The organism is Vibrio sp. SCSIO 43155 (assembly GCF_023716605.1).
In the GTDB taxonomy this organism is placed as follows: domain Bacteria; phylum Pseudomonadota; class Gammaproteobacteria; order Enterobacterales; family Vibrionaceae; genus Vibrio; species Vibrio harveyi.
In genome coordinates, this window is the sequence record NZ_CP071852.1 from 157,562 (window position 1) to 177,120 (window position 19,559).

The 19,559-nt window shown below is 45.4% G+C and carries 18 protein-coding genes; 7 read left to right on the forward strand and 11 right to left on the reverse strand.

Going from position 1 to position 19,559, the window contains the following annotated elements; genetic code table 11:
* Window positions 1-60: 60 nt before the first annotated feature.
* From trmH to J4N44_RS00735, 11 genes are all read right to left on the reverse strand, one after another.
* Complete coding sequence (trmH, locus tag J4N44_RS00685; protein WP_005448464.1) at window positions 61-744, reverse strand: tRNA (guanosine(18)-2'-O)-methyltransferase TrmH; 684 nt, start codon at window positions 742-744, stop codon at window positions 61-63.
* A gap of 53 nt (window positions 745-797) precedes the next feature.
* Window positions 798-2,918: a bifunctional GTP diphosphokinase/guanosine-3',5'-bis pyrophosphate 3'-pyrophosphohydrolase gene (gene spoT / locus J4N44_RS00690; protein WP_005434453.1), complete on the reverse strand. Its 2,121-nt coding sequence runs from the start codon at window positions 2,916-2,918 to the stop codon at window positions 798-800.
* A 39-nt stretch (window positions 2,919-2,957) separates the two neighbouring features.
* The gene (gene rpoZ, locus J4N44_RS00695) at window positions 2,958-3,230 is read right to left on the reverse strand and encodes a DNA-directed RNA polymerase subunit omega (RefSeq protein ID WP_005379346.1); all 273 of its coding nucleotides are present in this window, start codon (window positions 3,228-3,230) and stop codon (window positions 2,958-2,960) included.
* A 163-nt stretch (window positions 3,231-3,393) separates the two neighbouring features.
* Window positions 3,394-4,017 carry a guanylate kinase gene (gene gmk, locus J4N44_RS00700; protein WP_045490663.1) on the reverse strand — a complete coding sequence of 208 codons (624 nt, stop codon included), beginning with the start codon at window positions 4,015-4,017 and terminating at the stop codon, window positions 3,394-3,396.
* A gap of 364 nt (window positions 4,018-4,381) precedes the next feature.
* Window positions 4,382-5,596 (reverse strand): tetratricopeptide repeat protein, encoded by a 1,215-nt coding sequence (locus J4N44_RS00705; protein WP_005448461.1) that lies wholly within the window; start codon window positions 5,594-5,596, stop codon window positions 4,382-4,384.
* Window positions 5,597-5,607: 11 nt separating this feature from the next.
* A complete protein-coding gene (locus tag J4N44_RS00710; RefSeq protein WP_005430078.1) occupies window positions 5,608-6,237 on the reverse strand; it encodes an energy transducer TonB in 630 nt (209 codons plus the stop codon).
* A gap of 4 nt (window positions 6,238-6,241) precedes the next feature.
* Entirely contained in the window at window positions 6,242-6,649 is a 408-nt protein-coding gene (locus J4N44_RS00715; RefSeq protein ID WP_005430119.1) for an ExbD/TolR family protein, read from the reverse strand.
* Window positions 6,650-6,674: 25 nt separating this feature from the next.
* Window positions 6,675-7,202, reverse strand: coding sequence for a MotA/TolQ/ExbB proton channel family protein (locus J4N44_RS00720; RefSeq protein ID WP_005448458.1), 528 nt, complete (start codon window positions 7,200-7,202; stop codon window positions 6,675-6,677).
* Between the two features lie 9 nt (window positions 7,203-7,211).
* A complete protein-coding gene (locus tag J4N44_RS00725; protein WP_252044750.1) occupies window positions 7,212-8,573 on the reverse strand; it encodes a MotA/TolQ/ExbB proton channel family protein in 1,362 nt (453 codons plus the stop codon).
* A gap of 3 nt (window positions 8,574-8,576) precedes the next feature.
* Window positions 8,577-9,341 (reverse strand): DUF3450 domain-containing protein, encoded by a 765-nt coding sequence (locus J4N44_RS00730; protein WP_005448454.1) that lies wholly within the window; start codon window positions 9,339-9,341, stop codon window positions 8,577-8,579.
* 69 nt (window positions 9,342-9,410) lie between these two features.
* A complete protein-coding gene (locus tag J4N44_RS00735) occupies window positions 9,411-11,894 on the reverse strand; it encodes a TonB-dependent receptor (protein ID WP_005448453.1) in 2,484 nt (827 codons plus the stop codon).
* 821 nt (window positions 11,895-12,715) lie between these two features.
* On the opposite strand from J4N44_RS00735, the gene J4N44_RS00740 reads away from it, so the two are divergent.
* The 7 genes from J4N44_RS00740 (at window position 12,716) to J4N44_RS00770 (ending at window position 19,526) form a co-directional block, all read left to right on the forward strand.
* Window positions 12,716-13,741, forward strand: a complete 1,026-nt coding sequence (locus J4N44_RS00740; protein ID WP_005434432.1) for an ABC transporter permease subunit — start codon at window positions 12,716-12,718, stop codon at window positions 13,739-13,741.
* A gap of 1 nt (window position 13,742) precedes the next feature.
* Window positions 13,743-14,786, forward strand: a complete 1,044-nt coding sequence (locus J4N44_RS00745) for an ABC transporter permease (protein WP_005449386.1) — start codon at window positions 13,743-13,745, stop codon at window positions 14,784-14,786.
* A 38-nt stretch (window positions 14,787-14,824) separates the two neighbouring features.
* Window positions 14,825-16,651 carry an extracellular solute-binding protein gene (locus J4N44_RS00750; protein ID WP_252044752.1) on the forward strand — a complete coding sequence of 609 codons (1,827 nt, stop codon included), beginning with the start codon at window positions 14,825-14,827 and terminating at the stop codon, window positions 16,649-16,651.
* A gap of 9 nt (window positions 16,652-16,660) precedes the next feature.
* The gene (locus tag J4N44_RS00755; protein WP_005449382.1) at window positions 16,661-17,518 is read left to right on the forward strand and encodes an ABC transporter ATP-binding protein; all 858 of its coding nucleotides are present in this window, start codon (window positions 16,661-16,663) and stop codon (window positions 17,516-17,518) included.
* A 36-nt stretch (window positions 17,519-17,554) separates the two neighbouring features.
* Window positions 17,555-18,394: an ABC transporter ATP-binding protein gene (locus J4N44_RS00760; RefSeq protein WP_005449380.1), complete on the forward strand. Its 840-nt coding sequence runs from the start codon at window positions 17,555-17,557 to the stop codon at window positions 18,392-18,394.
* 161 nt (window positions 18,395-18,555) lie between these two features.
* Window positions 18,556-18,981: a phosphate-starvation-inducible protein PsiE gene (locus J4N44_RS00765; protein ID WP_005449378.1), complete on the forward strand. Its 426-nt coding sequence runs from the start codon at window positions 18,556-18,558 to the stop codon at window positions 18,979-18,981.
* Between the two features lie 173 nt (window positions 18,982-19,154).
* A complete protein-coding gene (locus J4N44_RS00770; RefSeq protein ID WP_252045075.1) occupies window positions 19,155-19,526 on the forward strand; it encodes a hypothetical protein in 372 nt (123 codons plus the stop codon).
* Window positions 19,527-19,559: the final 33 nt, after the last annotated feature.

Genomic DNA, 19,559 nt, shown 5'->3' on the forward strand with positions numbered 1-19,559 from the left:
ACAGCTTCGTGAGGAGTTGAATTTCGCTCCTTCGTCGCTATTCAGGATAACAAAAGTTGATTATTTACTTTGCATCTCTTTCCACCACGATTCGTCAGCCACAATTTGGCCTTCGTCATCAAGTTGTGGATATTCTAGCCCTTTGCGTTTCGCTACTTTTGCTAAGACCGGATGCCCTCGCTCAAACAGAATGCGGTTGATGGTCTCTTTTGGCAGTGCGCTTTCATCACGTTCGTACATACCAGCGGCTTCACGCTGACGCTGCGCTTCATAAAGAATCACAGCACTGGCGACTGAGACATTTAAAGACTGCACCATACCGATCATTGGAATAATGATGTCTTGGTCTGCGAGTTTCTTCGCTTGCTCTGAAGCGCCAATTTTTTCGCTACCCAGAATGATTGCCGTTGGCTTGGTGTAGTCGATCTCACGAAAATCGACCGCGGTGTCCGAAAGGTTGGTGACCAGAACTTGCATGCCTTGTGCTTTGAGCTCGGTAATCGCAGTTTCAATCGAATCGTGAGTATCCACTTCAACCCAGTTACGTGCCCCTGCTGAGGTGTGGGTCAGTGTGCGCATTTTGTCGGGCCAAATCGCATGAACTTTGTGTAAGCCTGTTGCGTCAGCGGTACGGATCACTGCAGAAACGTTGTTCGGCTTATGAACTTCTTCAAGGCACAGGGTGAGGTCGGTTTGGCGTGCTTTTAACACCTGATGGATGCGGTTGTAACGTTCTAAATTCATAATAAATAGGGATATAAAAAAATCGCCACCCAGAGTGTGGGTGGCGATAGAGTTTAGTTCTTTCTTCGTCTGACTCGAGTCGCCTGTGGCATGGTCTTAATCTTACGCATGATGCCAGCAAGGTGAACACGATCTTTGGTGGTTAGCAGAACGGTAACGGTGTACAAGCGACCGTCGCGTTCTTCGGTTGAAAGACCGTGAATGTTCGAACCGGTTTTCGAAATCACATTGGTCAATTCCGCTAACGCACCTTGGTTATTGAGCATATCGACTTTCAGTTCCGCGATGAACTCTTTGTCGTACTCTTCAGACCAAGCGACAGCCATGTATTTGTCCGGCTCTTTCTGGTATCCGCGTACGTTTGGACACGTTTCACGGTGAACCACAAGACCACGACCTGGCGATACGTGAGCGATAATGTGGTCATCCGGGATAGGGTGACAACAATTTGCGAAAGTCAGTAGCAGACCTTCTGCACCACGGATTGGCAGTTTCTTGTTAGATTCGTTTGGAATCGAGCTTGTGGTGGTCAATTCATCAGTGTCACCCAATAAGCGACGTGCGATGACGATACTCATCAATTCACCCAATCCAATGGCTGCTAGCAGATCATCGACGCTTTCTAGGCGCAGATCAGTCAGCACTTCTTGGATGTTTTCTGGGTAGATTGAATCAATCGAATGACGACCTAAAGCGTGATTCAGTAGACGACGACCTAAGGTAATCGATTCTTCACGACGCATGGTCTTCAATACTTGACGAATCTTAGTGCGAGCGCGAGAAGTCACGACATAGTTTAACCAAGCCGCGTTTGGACGCGCACCTGGTGCACTGATGATTTCTACTGTCTGACCGTTCTTCAGTGCCTTACTTAGTGGGTAAGGGTTACGGTCAACACGAGCACCAACACAAGAGTTACCGACATCAGTATGTACGGCATAAGCAAAGTCGACAGCCGTTGCGCCTAATGGCAATTCAACGATACGACCTTTTGGTGTGAATACGTAAATCTCATCTGGGAAAAGATCCGATTTTACGTTTTCAATGAATTCGAATGAGTTACCAGCGCTTTGTTGTAGCTCAAGCAGGCTTTGCATCCAACGCTGAGCTTTCACTTGCGCTGTTGTGCCAGACTTGTCGCCCTTGTCTTTGTATGACCAGTGCGCAGCGACACCTTTGTCCGCCATTTGATCCATATCTTCGGTACGGATCTGAACTTCAACGGGCACGCCATGTGGACCAACCATAGAAGTATGTAGCGATTGGTAGCCGTTCGCTTTTGGTACCGCAATGTAATCTTTCATACGACCAGGACGTGGCTTATACAAGCTGTGCACTTGGCCTAGAACGCGATAACAAGTATCGGCAGTATCAACAACCACTCGGAAAGCGTAGATATCCATGATGGTGTGGAAACGCTGTTCTTTGGTTTTCATCTTGTTATAGATGGAGAACAGGTTTTTTTCACGACCTAACACGCGCGCATTCAAGCCAACATCTTCGAGTCGACCTTCAATTTCGCTGTGAATACGTTGGATCATCTCTTTACGATTACCACGTGCCGCTCTTACCACTTCTTTTAGAACGCGGTAGCGGTTCGGGTAAAGCGCTTCGAAGCCAAGCTCCTCAAGTTCCGTTTTGATATTGTGAATACCAAGACGGTGAGCCAGCGGCGCGTAGATTTCCAGTGTTTCGCGAGCAATACGGCGTTTTTTGTCGGGGCGCAGGGCACCTAACGTGCGCATGTTGTGCGTACGGTCAGCCAGTTTGATCAGGATAACGCGGATGTCTTGCACCATCGCCAGAACCATCTTACGGAAGTTCTCGGCTTGAGCCTCTTTCCTATCGCGGAATTTGAGTTTGTCCAGTTTAGATACACCATCAACCAGCTCAGCGACGGTATTGCCGAATTTCTCTTCGAGATCTTCTTTTGTAACGTCACAGTCTTCGATGACGTCATGCAGCAAAGCAGCTTGGAGGGTTTCGATATCGAGGCGCATTTCGGCCAAGATTCGAGCCACAGCGACTGGGTGGATGATGTATGGTTCACCGCTTGAGCGGGTTTGCCCTTCATGGGCATCTCTTGCTACCACATAAGATTGACGCAGAGCCTCAATTTGAGGCTCTGTTAGGTATTCTTGGGCAACGTCTTTGAGGCTATCGAATAGATACAAATTATAGGCCCGGGAGGTTGTTGAATTCTAAAGTCAGAATTAACGGTTGTGAGCGATGCTGCTTACTGCCGCTAGCTCTGCCGCTTCTTGCTCTTGCTGTTCTTGACGTTCACGAGCGTCTAGAACTTCTTTAGTAATTAAACCTTCTTCGATTTCGCGTAGAGCGATAACCGTTGGCTTATCGTTCTCTTCTGGCACTAGTGCATCTTTACCGCCAGTTTGCATTTGACGAGCGCGGCGAGCCGCAATCAGTACTAGGTCGAAACGGTTGCCAACTTTTTCAACAGCGTCTTGAACAGTTACGCGTGCCATGAGGACTCCAAATAGTTAACTAAATTTTGAATGACGAGAAAGTATACAGTCTCAGCGTAATATTTACTAGCGATAAGACGTGCAACAACAATGACTTTCTATATAAGCAATATAAGCTTCCTTACCGTAATAAAGAAGCGAAAATTTGTGTTTCAGTGCAGAATTACTCTGCTAGAAGCGCATCAAGCATACCTTTATATTTAGCAGCTTGCTTTTCTTCCTTCAATCTTTCCGCACGTAGGATGGCTTTAAAGTCCATTAATGCAGTATCGAAATCATCGTTTACGATTACGTAATCGTACTCGTTGTAGTGTGAGATTTCAGATTTTGCTTCTGCCATGCGTTTTGCGATCACATCTTCGCTGTCTTGACCACGAGTGTTTAGACGGCGTTCTAGCTCACCATTTGATGGTGGCAGGATAAAGATGCTTTTCGCTTCTGACATTTGCTCACGGATTTGACGTGCACCTTGCCAGTCGATGTCTAGGAAAACGTCGATGCCTTTGTTTAGCGTTTCTTCAATCCATACGCGTGATGTGCCGTAATAGTTACCAAACACTTCTGCGTATTCTAGGAAGTCGCCTTGTGCAATCAGAGTTTCAAACTCTTCTTTTGCAACGAAGTGGTAGTGGATACCGTTTTCTTCGCCAGGGCGCATGCCACGAGTAGTATGAGACACAGACACTTTCATTGCATATGTTGGGTTACGTTCCAACATTGCTGAGATCAAGCTAGATTTACCTGCGCCGCTAGGTGCAGATACGATATAGAGAGTACCTTTGCCCATTGTACTGTTCCACTTTTGGTTGGATTGAGTGAATGCCGAAAGAAGTCTCGACCTTGTTGTCATGCCAACGACGTTTATTCACGAGATTGGTATAACGATAGCACTGGCGTTGATGATTTCTTCATCAAACTGCTTGAGATTGGTGATAAACCCGCCAGAAAAATGGAGGCGAAGAGTATCATGATCTCCCAGATGTTGCTAGCCGATCTTTTGGATCTTTGAGGTGTGGTATGAATTCACCCTCTATATATAGAAGCGAAAAAAGGGGAAGCTTTCACTTCCCCAGGCGTGCGACTGACTCACACTTAATTTTCGGAGCAACCACAACCACTTTGGTTACTACTTTGCAGATGATGAGCGCCTATTAGCCTTGCGACTCTAGGTAGTTGATCCATGGACTCACTACTTGTCTCATCGAATCCGATTGTGCTGCTTTCTTCATTGATTTAAGCGCCTGAGTTGGCTGATTCAATTCAAAGAAAGCCATGCCGCGGATGTATTGCAATTCTGCGGCTTGCGAGCGCGATGCGTCAGAGGCAGGCGTCGCAGCAAACTTAGAAGCAGCTTGGTATTGCTTCGCTTGAATCATCAAACGGGCAATTTTTAGCTGGCTTTTTGTCTTAGGAGCCAATTGATAAGCGGTTTGATAGGTATCAATCGCATTATCAAGCTCTTTCGACTGCTGCCAAAATGACGCTAAACGCTCTAAGTTTTCTTGGTTTGTTTCGATATTACCGTTTGCCATTTCATCTTTTAGAATCTTCGCCGCGCGGTAAGGTATCTCTTGATAAGCAAGGAAGTTGACTAGACGTAAGTACTCTTTCTCTTCTTCAAACAAGCCCAGTTTGTACGCCATTTCTAAAGCAGAAAGTGCATTCTTGTCTTGGTTCAGCTCCATGTAAGTACCAGAAAGTTGCATCCAGTAGCGCTTTTTCTGTGGGTACTTAGTGGTTAGGATCTTAAGAACACTAGCAACGCTCTTCATTTGACCTAGCTCGTAATGAGAAGCCATCAGAAGCATGTACCACGATTCACTTGGATTCTTCGTCATTGCAATCGCTTTTTTAGTTGGTGCGATTGCTTTACGGTAGTCTTCCATTTGAACGTAAGCACTTGCTAGCGTGATGTAAGCGTGTGCTTGTGGTTTTTCTTTCGTTGTTTCAGCTACGGCAAACCACTTTTCCATGGTTTTAACCGATTTCTTAAACTGTTCTTCAGCAAGATATAACTGAGCAAGGCTGTAACGAACTTGCTGTGCAACGGGTACTGGAAGAGCATCCAGAGAAAGCGCTTCTGCAAAGTACTTAGATGCCTTTACATAGTCGTCTCTCATTGAGTACAAGAAGCCCATCTGTTGCAGCAGTACTGCACGGTCATACTTCTTTGAAGTTTTACCGAGTGCCTTGTTCAACCTTTCGATTGCATCAGAGTATTTCTCAGTCGCAATCAGTTCTTGAACTTTGTTAACGACTTTAAATGTTTTATCAGAAAGCTGTGGCGAATCTTTGGCAACAACAGGTGTGCTAAGCACACCCATTGTTAACGCAACAGAAGCCAGCAATGTCTTGAGTAATTTCATATTGTGACTCCCTAGTTGGTGGTGAACTCAATTTCTTGAGCCATGCGCGAGGCCACCGGTTGTCCATCAACCATCTTAGGTTTGAAAGTCCATTTCGATACGGTCTTTCTTGCTGCTTTACCTAAACCAAGTCGACGAGGTGTCTCTTTTACTACCTTGATGTCTTCAACCGCGCCGCGAGCGTTAACGGTGAATTCAATCAATACCACGCCTTTCTCTAGACCTGACTTCGCCGCTTTACGAGGCATTTGAGGTTGGAAAGTCGCCAATGGTACTGGACCACCCGATCCCGCAACTGAACCACCGCCCTGAGAGTAGTGACCAAGTACTGAGCCACCCGTAACATTAACTGGTAGATCAAGTTTCGGCATGTCCATCGGGATTTGATCCATCACCGGTTTGACCGTTGACGTCACCTTCATTTCAGGTGGCGGTGGCGGACGCTTTGGCGGTGGTGGTTTTGGTAGTTCGCGCTTTTTCTCCTGTATTTTTTCGTCCGGTTTAATGCGAATGAATTCAACCATACGTAGATCATCATTCGACACTAGCTCGTGGCGCTCTTTGTTTACTAGCTTGTCCATCCCCCAGAACAATCCGAGGGAGACAATGAGCGCCAGTGCAATTGAGGCCAGATACCGCATAGGCTTAATCCTTATTGGTTGCGGCAATGGAGATGCTTTCTACACCTGCCATCTTAATCTGGTCCATAACCTTCACGACTACACCAGCGTTAGCTTCAGTATCCGCTTGGATAACAACTGCACCATCTGGGCTTTCTGCACGTAGACGTTCGATGTTTGCACGTACGGCGTCTACTTCGATGCGACGTTTATCAACCCAAACGTCACCAGCGGCACCAATGGCAACCATGATGTTACCTTTCTTCACGGTTTGCGCTGAGCTAGCCGTTGGGCGATTTACTTCTAGACCGGCTTCTTTAACGAACGATGTTGTTACGATAAAGAAGATCAACATGATGAAGACGATGTCGAGCATCGGTGTCATATCGATAGCAGCTTCATCACTGCTGTCATTGCTATAGCGTCTCTTCATGACCTATACCTCTAATTCCGTTTACTCAGGCAATGTGCTTTAGCTTGTCTTCAAGCTTCTGCGTGGTGACTTTGGCTAAATGATCAAGACGAGTACTAAAAAACAGTCCTGATAGTGAAGCCACCATTCCCGCTAATGTTGGGATTGTTGCCTTTGAGATCCCCGAGGCCATTGCTCGAGGGCTTCCTGTACCTGTAACCGCTAAGATATCGAATACTTGAATCATGCCGACAACGGTGCCGAGTAGACCAAGTAGGGGACAAAGCGCAATCAGTACTTTAACGATTGGTAGTCCCTTTTTATTCTCAATATCCTGACGAGAAACGATTTCTTGTCGGATCATCTTAGCGTTCCAGCTTTTATGTTCTGAGCGCTCTTCCCAAAAGCCAACGGCTTTTTTCATTGCTTTTGGAGCGACGGCAGCGAAGTAAAACCAACGTTCTAGCAATACTGCCCACAACATGAAGCTGAGGATAAAGATGGCGACGAGTACATCACCACCCATTCCCAAGAAGCGTCTGATTGATTCAAGTTCTCCAACTAACCACCACATAACGCCTCCTTAGCTTTCGGCTTTATGCAGTTTTTCCTGATAGCGAGCGATGAAGCCTGCACTCTGTTCTTCAAGAGTTTGAACCAAACGACGACCTTTACTGTGTACGATGGTGTACAGGAACAGTAGAGGAATTGCGACAACCAGACCAAGCATCGTAGTAACAAGTGCTTCTGAGATACCGCCAGCCATTAGCTTAGGATCACCTGTACCAAATAGTGTGATTGCTTGGAACGTACCGATCATACCCATAACCGTACCCAGTAGACCTAGAAGTGGTGCTACAGAAGCGAACAGTTTGATTGAGCTGATAAAGCGTTCAATGCTCGGTGCGTTACGTAGGATGATTTCGTCCAGTTTCGCTTCAAGATCTTCAAGGTTGTCACCTTTGTGTTCTTGGTAAGCTTGGATAACTTCACCCAGAGGGTTGCCAGGAATAACAGTGTCTGATTTCGCTTGCTTACGCATTTTGCCACCGATAACGAGTAGGCGTAGGTAACAAACGAGTGCGATCAGTGCACCAATTGCACCCATAGCTAGGATTACGTAACCAACGATACCACCTTGGTCAATACGCTCCTGAACGGTAGGGCTTTGTACTAGTAGAGACAGAATCACACCACGAGATGGGTCGATAAATAGTGGTTCGTATGTGCCTTCTGCTGCCTCAAAACCGCCAACTAGGCGAGTGATGTTCTTGCTCGGTTGACGTGATAGCTCTTCGAACTTACCAGTTTGAGGTACGTAAGTTACGTATTTGCCATCTGCGATTGCGTTAAACTCACCCACTAGGGTTACGTCACGTACCGCTTCTTTACCTTCGCCGTATACAACGGTCGCTTGAGCTGTTGTTGTATCACCTGATGCGACTACTTGCTGTAGGATTGTGTGCCAAAACGCTTCAAGTTCTTGCGTAGATGGCAGTTCTTTACTTTCCGCTAGTTTAGAAAGTAGTACGTCACGCTCAGGGAAAAGAACGGCGTTTTGCGAAGCTGCAAATAGACCTTTAAATTCCCCCGCATATTGGCGAACCACACCAAACATCTCACCTAAAGTCCCTGAACGAACGCGAAGTGTTTCAGTTAGCTCAGTTAGCTGCTTGTCGTTTTCATCAAATGTTGCTTTTAGCTCATCACCAAGTGCTTGTTGGGCAGCTAGCTCGTCACGAGCTTGTTGTAGCAATGCAGCTTGCTTGTCGTGGTTGTTTTTGAACTCAGCTTCACGAGCTTTGTTCTCTTTTGATTCAACAATACTTTCTGATTTTACGTTTTTCAGTAGCTCAGATAGGTTTTTAGGTGCTTCAGCTTGCGCACCAGAAATCATGAATAAGCTCGCTAGCAAACCAGCGGCTAGAGTTTTGAATCCTTTCATTTCTTATTCCTCCCCAGCAAATACAGGCAGTTTGATCAGCGCTGGTGGCGCTTGTTTCTTAGCGATACGAAGGCCTTGCTGTACAGCGATACGGTAGTTTTCAGGTAGTGATTCCCATTGACGGGTTTGTTGATTCCACATGCCTGTTTCACCGCCATCCGGAGATTGGAATAGAAGCGCAGTACGACCAATACGTAGGAAGTCGTAAGTCACGGTTTCACCGTTGCGCTCTAGGCTAGCTTTGTAAGATTCAATGGAGCGAGAGAAGCCTTCTTCGATTTGATACGCTTCCATCACTTTACGGAATTTTTCTGAAGTCGTTACGTCTGCACGATCCATTAGGTCACGCAGCTCAGTAACACGTTTGGTGCGCTCTTCTTTTTGAAATGGAAGATCAAGAGTAACGAACTCATCTAGGGCATCGATCATTTTAAGCGTTAGAGGTACAACTTCTGTCGCTGTTTGGTCGATTTGAGCAATCTGGTTGTTTAATGAATCCAACTCGCCTTGTTGCGATTGAACCATACGATTGATTTGCTCGTTGTAGACTTTCATGCTGTCGATTTGGCGAAGCAAGCCTTTGTATTCAGCTAGCATGCTTTCCGCGCTTTCAGCATATCCGTCGATTTTTTGTTGAGAAACTTGTGCAGAGGTGTTGGTTTTTGCTTGAGTAGAAATTACCGAACCTGAATCTGCCGCTATAGAACCAGCACTTACAGACAGCAGTGCAGCGGTAATAGCACTCACGCCAAATCTCTTTAACGTCATAGTAGCATCCTTGTCAGTGTATAAAGTCAGTCGATAAGGGCGCGGGAAAGCCCCGCGCCAAAAAGGTTTTTAGAAGCCGTATTCAAGTTGTAGGTAGTAGAAACGGCCTGTGTTGTCGTGGAATGCGAAGTGGTAGCCTTCTGCTTCATTGTAGAATGGCGCCAATTCGTCAGTTACGTTACGGATACCAACAGCAATCGTTGCATTTTCGATACCTGTGTACGCAAGCTGTGTATCCCAAGTTGTTAGAGCGTCAACTTCAGAGTGCTCTGCAGTCTCGTAACGAGTGTCGTAAGAGTGCGTGTAGTTCACGATGTTTGTGAATGCGAAGTCTTCGTAGCCGTAACCAAGCGTTGCTTTACCTTTGAAGCGAGGACCACCGAAGTAAGTACCAATGTAATCTTCTAGGTTGCCGTCTGAGTCACTTTGCTTGTACTCAATGTTGTAAGTACCAGCTAGTTTCACTAGGAAGTCACCGTAGCTATCAGTTGATAGGTCGTACTTCACTTCACTATCGATACCGCTTACTTGTTGCTTAGCAACGTTCACGTACTCATCTAGGATGTAGTCGATATCACCGTTCGCTTTACGAACAACGTTAGGGCTGTTTTCGTCGATAAGCTTCTGTGCACCTAGTGTGTCGATCTTGTCATCGTTCACAATGTAGAAGTAATCAACTTTTACAGATAGGTCTTCAAGCGGCTCGATTACAGTACCGATGTTGAATGACTGTGCTGTTTCCGCATCTAGGTCTTTGTTACCTTGGCTAACAACGCGGTATTGACCACGAGTGTCAGTTTGCGGGTCGTAAAGTGTTTGGTAGCTTGTAGATGCACCCGCGTTAACTTCTGGTAGAGTCGGTGCTTTGAAGCCGTGGCTGTATGATGCACGGAATAGCACTTCATCCATTGGTTGGTAGCGAACTGCCACTTTCGGGCTGAATGCTGAACCAAAGTCGCTGTAGTGCTCTGCACGACCAGCAAGTTGTACTTCCACTTCTTCGATAACCGGTGCAACAAGTTCTACGTAACCTGCAAATACAGTACGGTCACCATCAGAGCTTGTACCACCACTACCAACGATTTGGTTTGCTTCAACACTTGCGTCTGGCGTATCAGAACCTGCTTCGTAACGGAACTCACCACCAACAGCAACGTATGCGTCACCGCCTGATAGCTCGAATACTGGGAAAGAAGCACCAGCGTTGATGAAGCCAAGTTTAGATTCACCCTTACGTTTTGTTTCAACGCGAGCACCGTCTAGTGATGATGATGGGTTGTTCGTAACGAATGGGTTGTAAGCACCGCTGTCGATCGCCGCTTGGTAGCCTGCGATTGTTAGGTAGTTCTTACCTACGTTTTCGGTTTCTGTGTAGTGGTAACCAGCATCAGCTGTCCAGTCTACGTCAGTATCAAACCAGTTTGCGTAACCTTCTGCACCTGCCACAACGCGGATAGAATCTGTTGTGATTTCGTTGATACGGTTACCAGCTTCAAGAATACGGTGACGCATAGTGACGTCTTCACCGTACGTGTTGTTCGGGTTGTCTTTCGAGATAGTAACGTTTTGGAAGTCTGGCGTCGGTGCCGAGATAGTTGTTGACTCAACTCGGTTTAAACTTAGCTCCGCAAACAGGTTGGTATCTTCGTTTAGTTGGTGGTTAAGGCTAGTTAGGAAGTTGTAACGATCACTTTCTGGGATCATTGCAATTTCTTCGTTGTAGTTGTAGTTACATTCTGCGCTACCACCAGTACATAGTGATTCCCATGTACCATCTTCTTTGTAAACACGACCTGGTGTGCCTGCAGAGCTACGCCAGTCATAACCACCTTGAGAAGAGTGGTCAGCAGTTTTCGTGTTTGGACGATCTTTCATCATGATGTTGCCTTTTTGGACAACGTTTAGAGACGCCATGATGTTTGTTGCGTCATTGAATGTTTTACCGCCAGTTAGCGTAACATCTAGGTCTTCACCATCGCTGTAAGATGTTTGACCACCGTTTAGGCGAACATCAAAGCCTTCGTAGTCACGCTTAAGGATTACGTTTACTACACCACCGATAGCATCTGAACCGTAGATTGCTGATGCGCCATCTTTAAGAACGTCGATACGCTCAACAGCTGAAAGTGGGATTGAGTTTAGGTCAACGAAAGTGTCGTTTAGGTTTTGTGCAAACGCGTAGTTTGCTACACGGCGACCGTTGAGTAGAACTAGAGTACGGCTCGCACCAAGACCACGAAGAGAAACACCAGAAGTACCTGCAGCAAAACTGTTAGTAAATGAGCTGCCGTAGCTGCCTGCACCATTCTGTGTTAGTCCACGTAGAACATCATCTACGCTTACAGCACCCATCTTAGCGATGTCATCTGCTGTATATACGTCTACTGGGTTTGGACCTTCCATGTCCGTAGTGGAGATACGTGAACCTGTTACCTTCATCTTCTGAAGTTGTTCAACTTGCTGCTCTTCTGCCTGTGCTGCTAGAGGTGCCACTGCTGCGGTTCCCAGTGCAAGGCTGATCGCAACAGATAAAGCGGTTGTGTTTTTATACATCCTTGTTGCTCCGATTATTATTATTTCCTATGTCTGGCCATATAACGACCAATTGTGACGTTAATATTTCGTTAACGTTCGGAACATGTATACCTGAGATGAAAAAAGGAAGTCAAACCAGTGGTAAACAGAGATAAAGAAATGTAAAAAAGATGTAAAAAACCAAAAGTGACCTAAATCACAGAATAATTTACTGCATGACGTTTATAAATCGAGATCAAATCTTAATAAAACACCGTATTTTGTGTTTCTTGTAAACACTAATGACTTATATCGCCTATGGATTTTAAGTGGGCGATTAGCACTGAAAATGGATGTATATCTAGAGAATAATTCTGTTCTATGCTTTTTACGGAATGGTAGGTATGTTAACTCGCTCGCACTGGATGGTATCAGAATATGATACCCACCGTTATCAAAGGGCTCACTCGTATTTTTGGGTCAAATATCGCTTAGGTGGTTTTGTCTATTTATTCTGGATATCTGCATGTTTATATAGGCTTTTGGGTCTAAAGTGCCTAGATTGATATTCTGTATGAATTGTTTTTGTGGTTTTTTATAATTATTTACAAAAACATTTCTGTTTTTCGACATCGGAAGAAGTTTGTCATGTTTTGGATTCAAACACTTGAAGCTTGCTCGGATTCAAGATAAATATGACGCTGAAATTATTGCAGTAGTGGAAAAAACTGACTTTTGAAACTCAGGGAGTGTGTTTCAACAGCTTTAGTTACTACGGGATAGAAATGCACCATTTTGGGCCGGATCTTTCCTCTCCAACCCCGCCTAATAATGGACAGTAGACAAGGAGCAAGTTGTATATGCTGTCGTACTTTTTACGTCGATTGGCGTTGGTGATTCCAACGTTTCTCGGAATTACCATTCTTATCTTTGCTATCACGCGATTCGTACCTGGTGGTCCGGTTGAGCGCATGCTGTCTCAAATGCAAGCGCAAGGTGATGGTGCCGCATCAATGACTTCTGCGGGTGGTAACACCGCTCTTTCCGATGACCAAATCGCGGAGCTTAATGCTTTCTATGGTTTAGATAAGCCAGTTATGGAAGCGTATGTTGAATGGCTGAGCCGCTTAGTGACGTTGGACCTAGGTGAGTCAACACGTTACTACGAGCCAGTATCAGACATGATTGCGGAGCGTCTACCTGTCTCCTTATTCTATGGTGGGATGACCTTCTTTATCAGTTACTTTATCTCTATCCCACTTGGTTACTATAAAGCGTTGAAGCACGGTTCCGTGTTTGACTCCGCGTCTTCTATTCTTATTTTCGTTGGTTACGCCTTGCCTGGGTATGTGGTAGGTGTCCTCCTTATTACCTTGTTCAGTTATCACCTAGAGTGGTTCCCGATGGGAGGCTTCGTTGGTGATGATTTTGATGACTATGAGACCTTCTTTGAGCGAGCGAAAGACATTATGTGGCACGCGGTGCTGCCTTTGATCTGTTATCTCATCGGTGATTTTGCAACGTTGACGATGACGATGAAGAACAACCTAATGGAAAACCTATCATCTGATTACATTCGTACTGCCATTGCGAAAGGTTTGCCATTTAAGAAAGCGGTACGTAAGCACGCACTACGCAATAGCTTAATTCCTATCGCCTCTCACTTCGGTAACTCTCTGTTGTTCTTTATGACAGGTGCATTCCTTATTGAAGTAATTTTCAACATTGATGGCATCGGTCTGCTTGGCTATGAGTCCATCATGGAGCGCGATTATCCTGTAGTAATGGGCATCGTAGCTATCAACGCGGTATTACTGCTGATCGGTAATATCATTTCAGATATCTGTGTTGCTTTAGTCGACCCACGTGTGAAGTTTGGAGCGTAATATGATTAAAGTTAGCCCGTTAACTCAAAAGAAAATCCGCCACTTTAAAGAAATCAAACGTGGTTACTGGTCATTTGTGATCTTATCGACCATGTTGATCCTTTCTCTATTTGCGGAGTTGTTGATCAACAGTAAAGCGCTTGTCGTCAAATACGACGGTAGCTTTTACTTTCCTGTGGTGAGTGATGTGCGTTTAGGCAGCGAGTTTGGTCAAGCGTCTTCCAGTGAAGCGGATTACCGCGAGCTGCAAAAAGTCTTCGAAGCGGAAGGTGGTGATAACTTCGTTATTCTGCCGATTGTGCCGTGGAACCCGTACGAGCAAGATTTTAGCGGTGACTTCCCGCCAACGGCTCCAGATGCTGAGAGTAAACACTACCTTGGTACGGACGTGATTGGCCGAGACATCTTAGCTCGATTGGTTTACGGCTTTCGAACGGCGATGGGGTTTGCCTTGCTGACAATGGCAATCTCGTATGCGATTGGTACTGCTGTTGGCTGTGCGATGGGCTTTTGGGGCGGTAAGTTTGACCTGTTTGTTCAACGTTTGATCGAAGTGTGGTCTATGGTGCCGTTTTTGTACGTCATCATGATTTTAGTTTCGATAGTTCAGCCCACATTCACCTTATTCGTTGCCATCAATGTACTCTTTGGATGGATGGGGATGACGTGGTACATGCGTACCATGACTTATAAAGAATCAGCTCGTGAATACGTGATGGCTGCGCGCGCACTTGGTGCATCCACTGGACGTATTCTATTCAACCACATCTTGCCAAATACCATGGTTATGATTGTGACTCTTGCACCATTTACTATCGCTGCAAACATCACTGCACTGACGGCACTGGATTACCTAGGTCTTGGTTTGATGCCTCCAACGCCAAGTTGGGGTGAGTTGTTGCAACAAGGTAAGTCGAACCTAGACTCGCCATGGATCGTTGCATCAGTAGTGAGCTCGATTGTTCTGGTACTGGTTATGGTGACCTTTATCGGTGAAGCGATTCGAGCAGCATTCGACCCGAAAAAATTCACACGCTATGTTTAAGCATGCATTGTGAGCAAAACATAAAAAAGGGAAGTTTTATGAAAAAAATAATTTTAGCGTCCACGCTAAGCGCCCTAAGTTTTGGTGCGATGTCAGCGACGCTTCCGACTGACTTAAACTGGCAAACGAACTGGGATGAGCCGCAATATGGCTCTCCTGAAGCAAAGCGTGGTGGGACTTACCGCACTTATATGTCGAGCTTTCCCCAGACTCTACGCAGTGTTGGTCCTGATGCTAACTCTGGCTTACGCTCTTTCATCTTGGATGAAACGCCAGGGTTGGTGGTTCGCCACCCAGATACGCTTGAATTCATCCCAGAGCTAGCCAATGAGTGGGCATTAGCGGGTGACAATAAAACGGTTTATTTCAAACTGAACCCACAAGCTAAATGGTCGGATGGCAAGCCAGTCACGGCAGACGATTTTGTTTTTATGCTTAAGTTTTACCGCTCGAAAGACATTTTAGAGCCTTGGTACAACGACTATTACAACAAAACGGTAGCTGATGTTATCAAATTTGACGATCACACCTTCGCCGTGAAGGCTGCGAAAGAGCTCAACCCAGAAGAGTTGTTATTGAGAATGGGGGCGCTACGTCCTCGTCCTGCTCATTTCTATGCGAATCCGAAGAAAGACGCGAACGGTGACGGCATTCATGATGATTTTGTGCGCTACTACAACTTTAAAAGTGAACCAACGACCAGTGCTTATTACTTAGCGGACATCAAAAAAGGTAAAAGCGTTACCTTTAAGCATGTAGGAGAGGACTGGTGGGGTTACACCAACAAGTACTACGAGAATCGCTATAACGTCGACAAAATTCGTATCACGGTTATCCGCGATAGTGATATTGCGATGAAGCACTTTGAAAAAGGTAAGTTGGACGCATTTGCGTTGGTTTTGCCAAGTCTATGGCATGATAAATCCAATACTGCCCCTTACCAAAAGGGTTACATTGAGAAGTTCTGGGGTTACAACCAATATCCCGTTGGTGCAGGTGGCGTGTGGATAAACACTGCTATGCCTCTACTTGATGATTTAAACATTCGCAAAGGGATCACTTACGCGACAGATTTCGACGGCATGATTGAGAATGTTATGCGTGGAGACTACAGCCGTAAACCCAACCCAACAGGCTTTGGGCATGGTAAGTACACTTTACCAGATGTGAAAGCGCCCAAGTTTGAACCAGAAAAAGCGGCGGCAGCGTTTGAAACTGCAGGCTTCGATAAGATTGGTTCCGATGGTATTCGCGTGAATGATAAAGGTCAGCGTTTGAGCTTTGAATTGACGTACTCCTCTCCAGTTCATACACCGCGTATTGCTTTCTTACGTGAACAGGCAAAATTGGCAGGGTTGGACATTGAGCTGAAGCTGATTGATGGTTCATCGATGTTTAAGTATGTACGTGAGAAAAAACACGAACTTGCTTTCTTTGATATGGGTACTTCGGAAATCCCAACTTACTGGGAATACTTCCATTCCGTGAACGCCAACAAACCGCAAACGAACTCATTCACCAACTACAGCACGCCAGAGTTAGATGAAAAGATCATTGCGTATCGCTTTAACATGGACATGGATAAGAAGATCCAACTAGGTCATGAGATTCAGCGAGACATTATTGATGCGCACGTGATTGTTTCTGGCTACATGGTTCCTTACGTTCGTTATGGACACTGGCGTTGGTTGAAATTGCCAGAGAAACCAATGAATCGAATGACAGAAGCGTTGTTTAGTGGCGGAATTATCGGTGATGGCACGTATTGGATCGACAAAGACGTGAAGAAAGAAACCCAGAAAGCGATGAAGTCGGGTAAAACCTTTGAACCTGTTGTTGTCGTTGATGACACGTATAAGCTGTAAGGATGTGTTATGGAAAACGATGTAATCCTGAGTGTTAAAGACCTTGAGGTTGAATTCACTACTGATGATGGTCCGGTAAAAGTGCTGCATGGTGTGAATTTTGATGTTCGCGCTGGTCGTACGCTGGGTCTAGTAGGTGAATCCGGTAGTGGTAAGAGCGTTACCTCCATGTCTATCATGGGGCTGTTGCCAAAACCTTATGGCAATATCGTCAATGGTGAGATTGACTACCGTGGTACTAATTTAGTTACCTTACCTGCAGAAGAGATGTATGCCATGCGTGGTGACCGCATCTCAATCATCTTTCAAGACCCAATGACAGCGTTGAATCCAGTTCATTCAATCGGTCGTCAGCTTTGCGAAGTGTTAGAGCTGCATCGGCCTGAACTTGGTAAGAAAGAGCGTGAAGCTTACGCGATAGAAATGTTGGCGAAAGTGAAAATCCCGATGCCGGAAAAACGCTTGAATGAGTACCCGCATAATTTATCGGGTGGTATGCGTCAGCGTGTGATGATTGCGATGGCGTTGGCGTGTAAACCAGACATTCTTATCTGTGATGAGCCAACTACGGCATTGGATGTAACGGTACAGGCGTCTATTCTTGAACTAATGAATGAACTTCAAGAAGAAACGGGTATGGCGATGATCTTCATTACTCATGACCTTGGTGTTGTTGCGGAAGTGTGCGATGACGTGGCAGTCATGTATGGCGGTCGTATTGTCGAAAAAGCTGAAATTTTCGAACTGTTTGACAACCCGCAACACCCGTACACAGAGCGTTTGATGGGCTTGATGCCAAGTTTAGATAATGAACCTAAGCAGATGATCGACATTAAACCGATTGATGCCAGTATGTTTGCTAGCTAACTGGTGCAAAGTGAACAAGTCATAAAAGAGGATGTTATGGCAAAAGAAGTATTAAGAATTGAAAATCTTAAGCAGCACTTTGTATCTGGTAAAGGACTGTTTAAGAAGGGATATACCATTAAAGCTGTTGATGGTGTGTCGTTGTCAGTAGGTCAGGGCGAGACCCTTGGGCTCGTCGGTGAGTCTGGTTGTGGAAAAAGCACACTAGGCCGTACGATCCTAAAGCTGTACGAACCGACAGAAGGTAAGATTTTCTTTGAAGGTAAAGACATTACCAAGTTTTCCGTCAAAGAAATGCGTTCGTTACGTAAGGACATGCAGATTGTCTTTCAGGACCCAATGGAGTCACTCAATCAACGTCATACGATTGGTATGATTCTCGAAGAGCCGTATGTGATTCATAAGATTGGTACATCTGCAGAGCGAAAACAGTGGGTGAAGGAGTTGCTTGTAAAAGTCGGTTTACCTGAAACCGCTGTAAACCGTTATCCACACGAATTTTCTGGCGGTCAACGTCAGCGTATTGGTATTGCTCGTGCCATTGCGCTAAAACCTAAATTGCTCATCTGTGATGAGTCGGTCTCTGCATTGGATGTGTCTGTTCAGGCGCAGATCTTGAACTTGTTACTGCAACTTCAGCAAGAAATGAACCTTGCAATCATCTTTATCTCTCATGATTTGTCTGTGGTGAAACATGTGTCTGATAAAGTGGCGGTGATGTATTTTGGTAAAGTAGTGGAAGCAGGTAAGGCGAAGGAAATCTACGCAAACCCTCAAAATGATTACACCAAGAAACTCTTGTCCGCGATTCCGATTACACACCCGAAATATCGCAAGAAAAAGCGTTTAGCAGAAAAAAAGCAGCAAGTGGCGTAACGCCATCCGCTGAGTAAAATCATCATCGAAAAACGCTCCACTTGGTTGGAGCGTTTTTATTATGTGTGTTTTTTCTCGCTGAGAGAGGACGCTCTTCAGCTTCTTGAAAAGAGCGTGCTACACTGCAAACTTATTCCTTTGATTTGTTTGGATAGTTGGCTATGCCGTCGCATTTACCTAAATCATTCAGTCGTCCATTTCTGAAAATCTTTCATGTGCTTGAAGCCGTGCTTCTGGTCGCCATTACTTTGGCAACTGTGTGGGCGATGGTGGAAGAGTTTATTCACATTTATGTACAAAAGCGTGTATCGCTTGATGACATCTTATTGATGTTTATTTATTTGGAAGTGCTCGCCATGGTCGGGCAGTTTGTGATGAATGGTAAGATACCCGTTCGTTACCCAATTTATATTGCCATGATGGCCATTGCTCGCTACATCACGCTTGGTATGAAAGAGCTCGATTCCGTGATGATAGTATGGCTCTCTTTAGCTGCGTTTATTCTGGCTGCGGCAACCTTGGTTATTCGAGTTGGTCACCATTATTGGCCGTATATAGATAATCAAACCGCCGAAAAAGACGAATGATGTTAAGCCTCGCTCATTGCGAGGCTTTATTTTTGCGTGAAGGGAAGTCACATCCAAATAGCTTGGGGGTAAAAAAGTGTAAAGTCATCTCAAGCCATCTTGTTTCTTGCTCTATTGATGAGTATCTTCACACTAACCTTTTCTTTTTTCTGCCTGTTTGATGAGATATTGTGATGCTAGCGAAAAGCACATCGACAATTTACTTTCTGCTGAGTGTCTTGATTGCTTTTGCGCTTTCAAGCGGTCTCGCTCGTGCAGAAATACCATCAACGGCGAATCACATGGCGATGGCTGATTCTTTGCATATTAGCTACTGTGATTTGACCTTTGGCTCGGTAGAAAAGAACGAGTCAGGTTGCTGTGAACCGAGCGGAACATGCTTTGAAAAGCAGTGTTGTTCTCATGGTCACGCATCGGGGACGGCTGTTGTTGAAACTCAGCCAAGATCTTATGAAGCGCCTTACAGAGATGAACTGGCGATAAGCAAAATCGCGCTCTATACCAGTGCAGACATGCACTCTCACTATCGTCCTCCGATAGCTTAATTCCTATCTCGCAGCATTTCGCTGCCAACAATT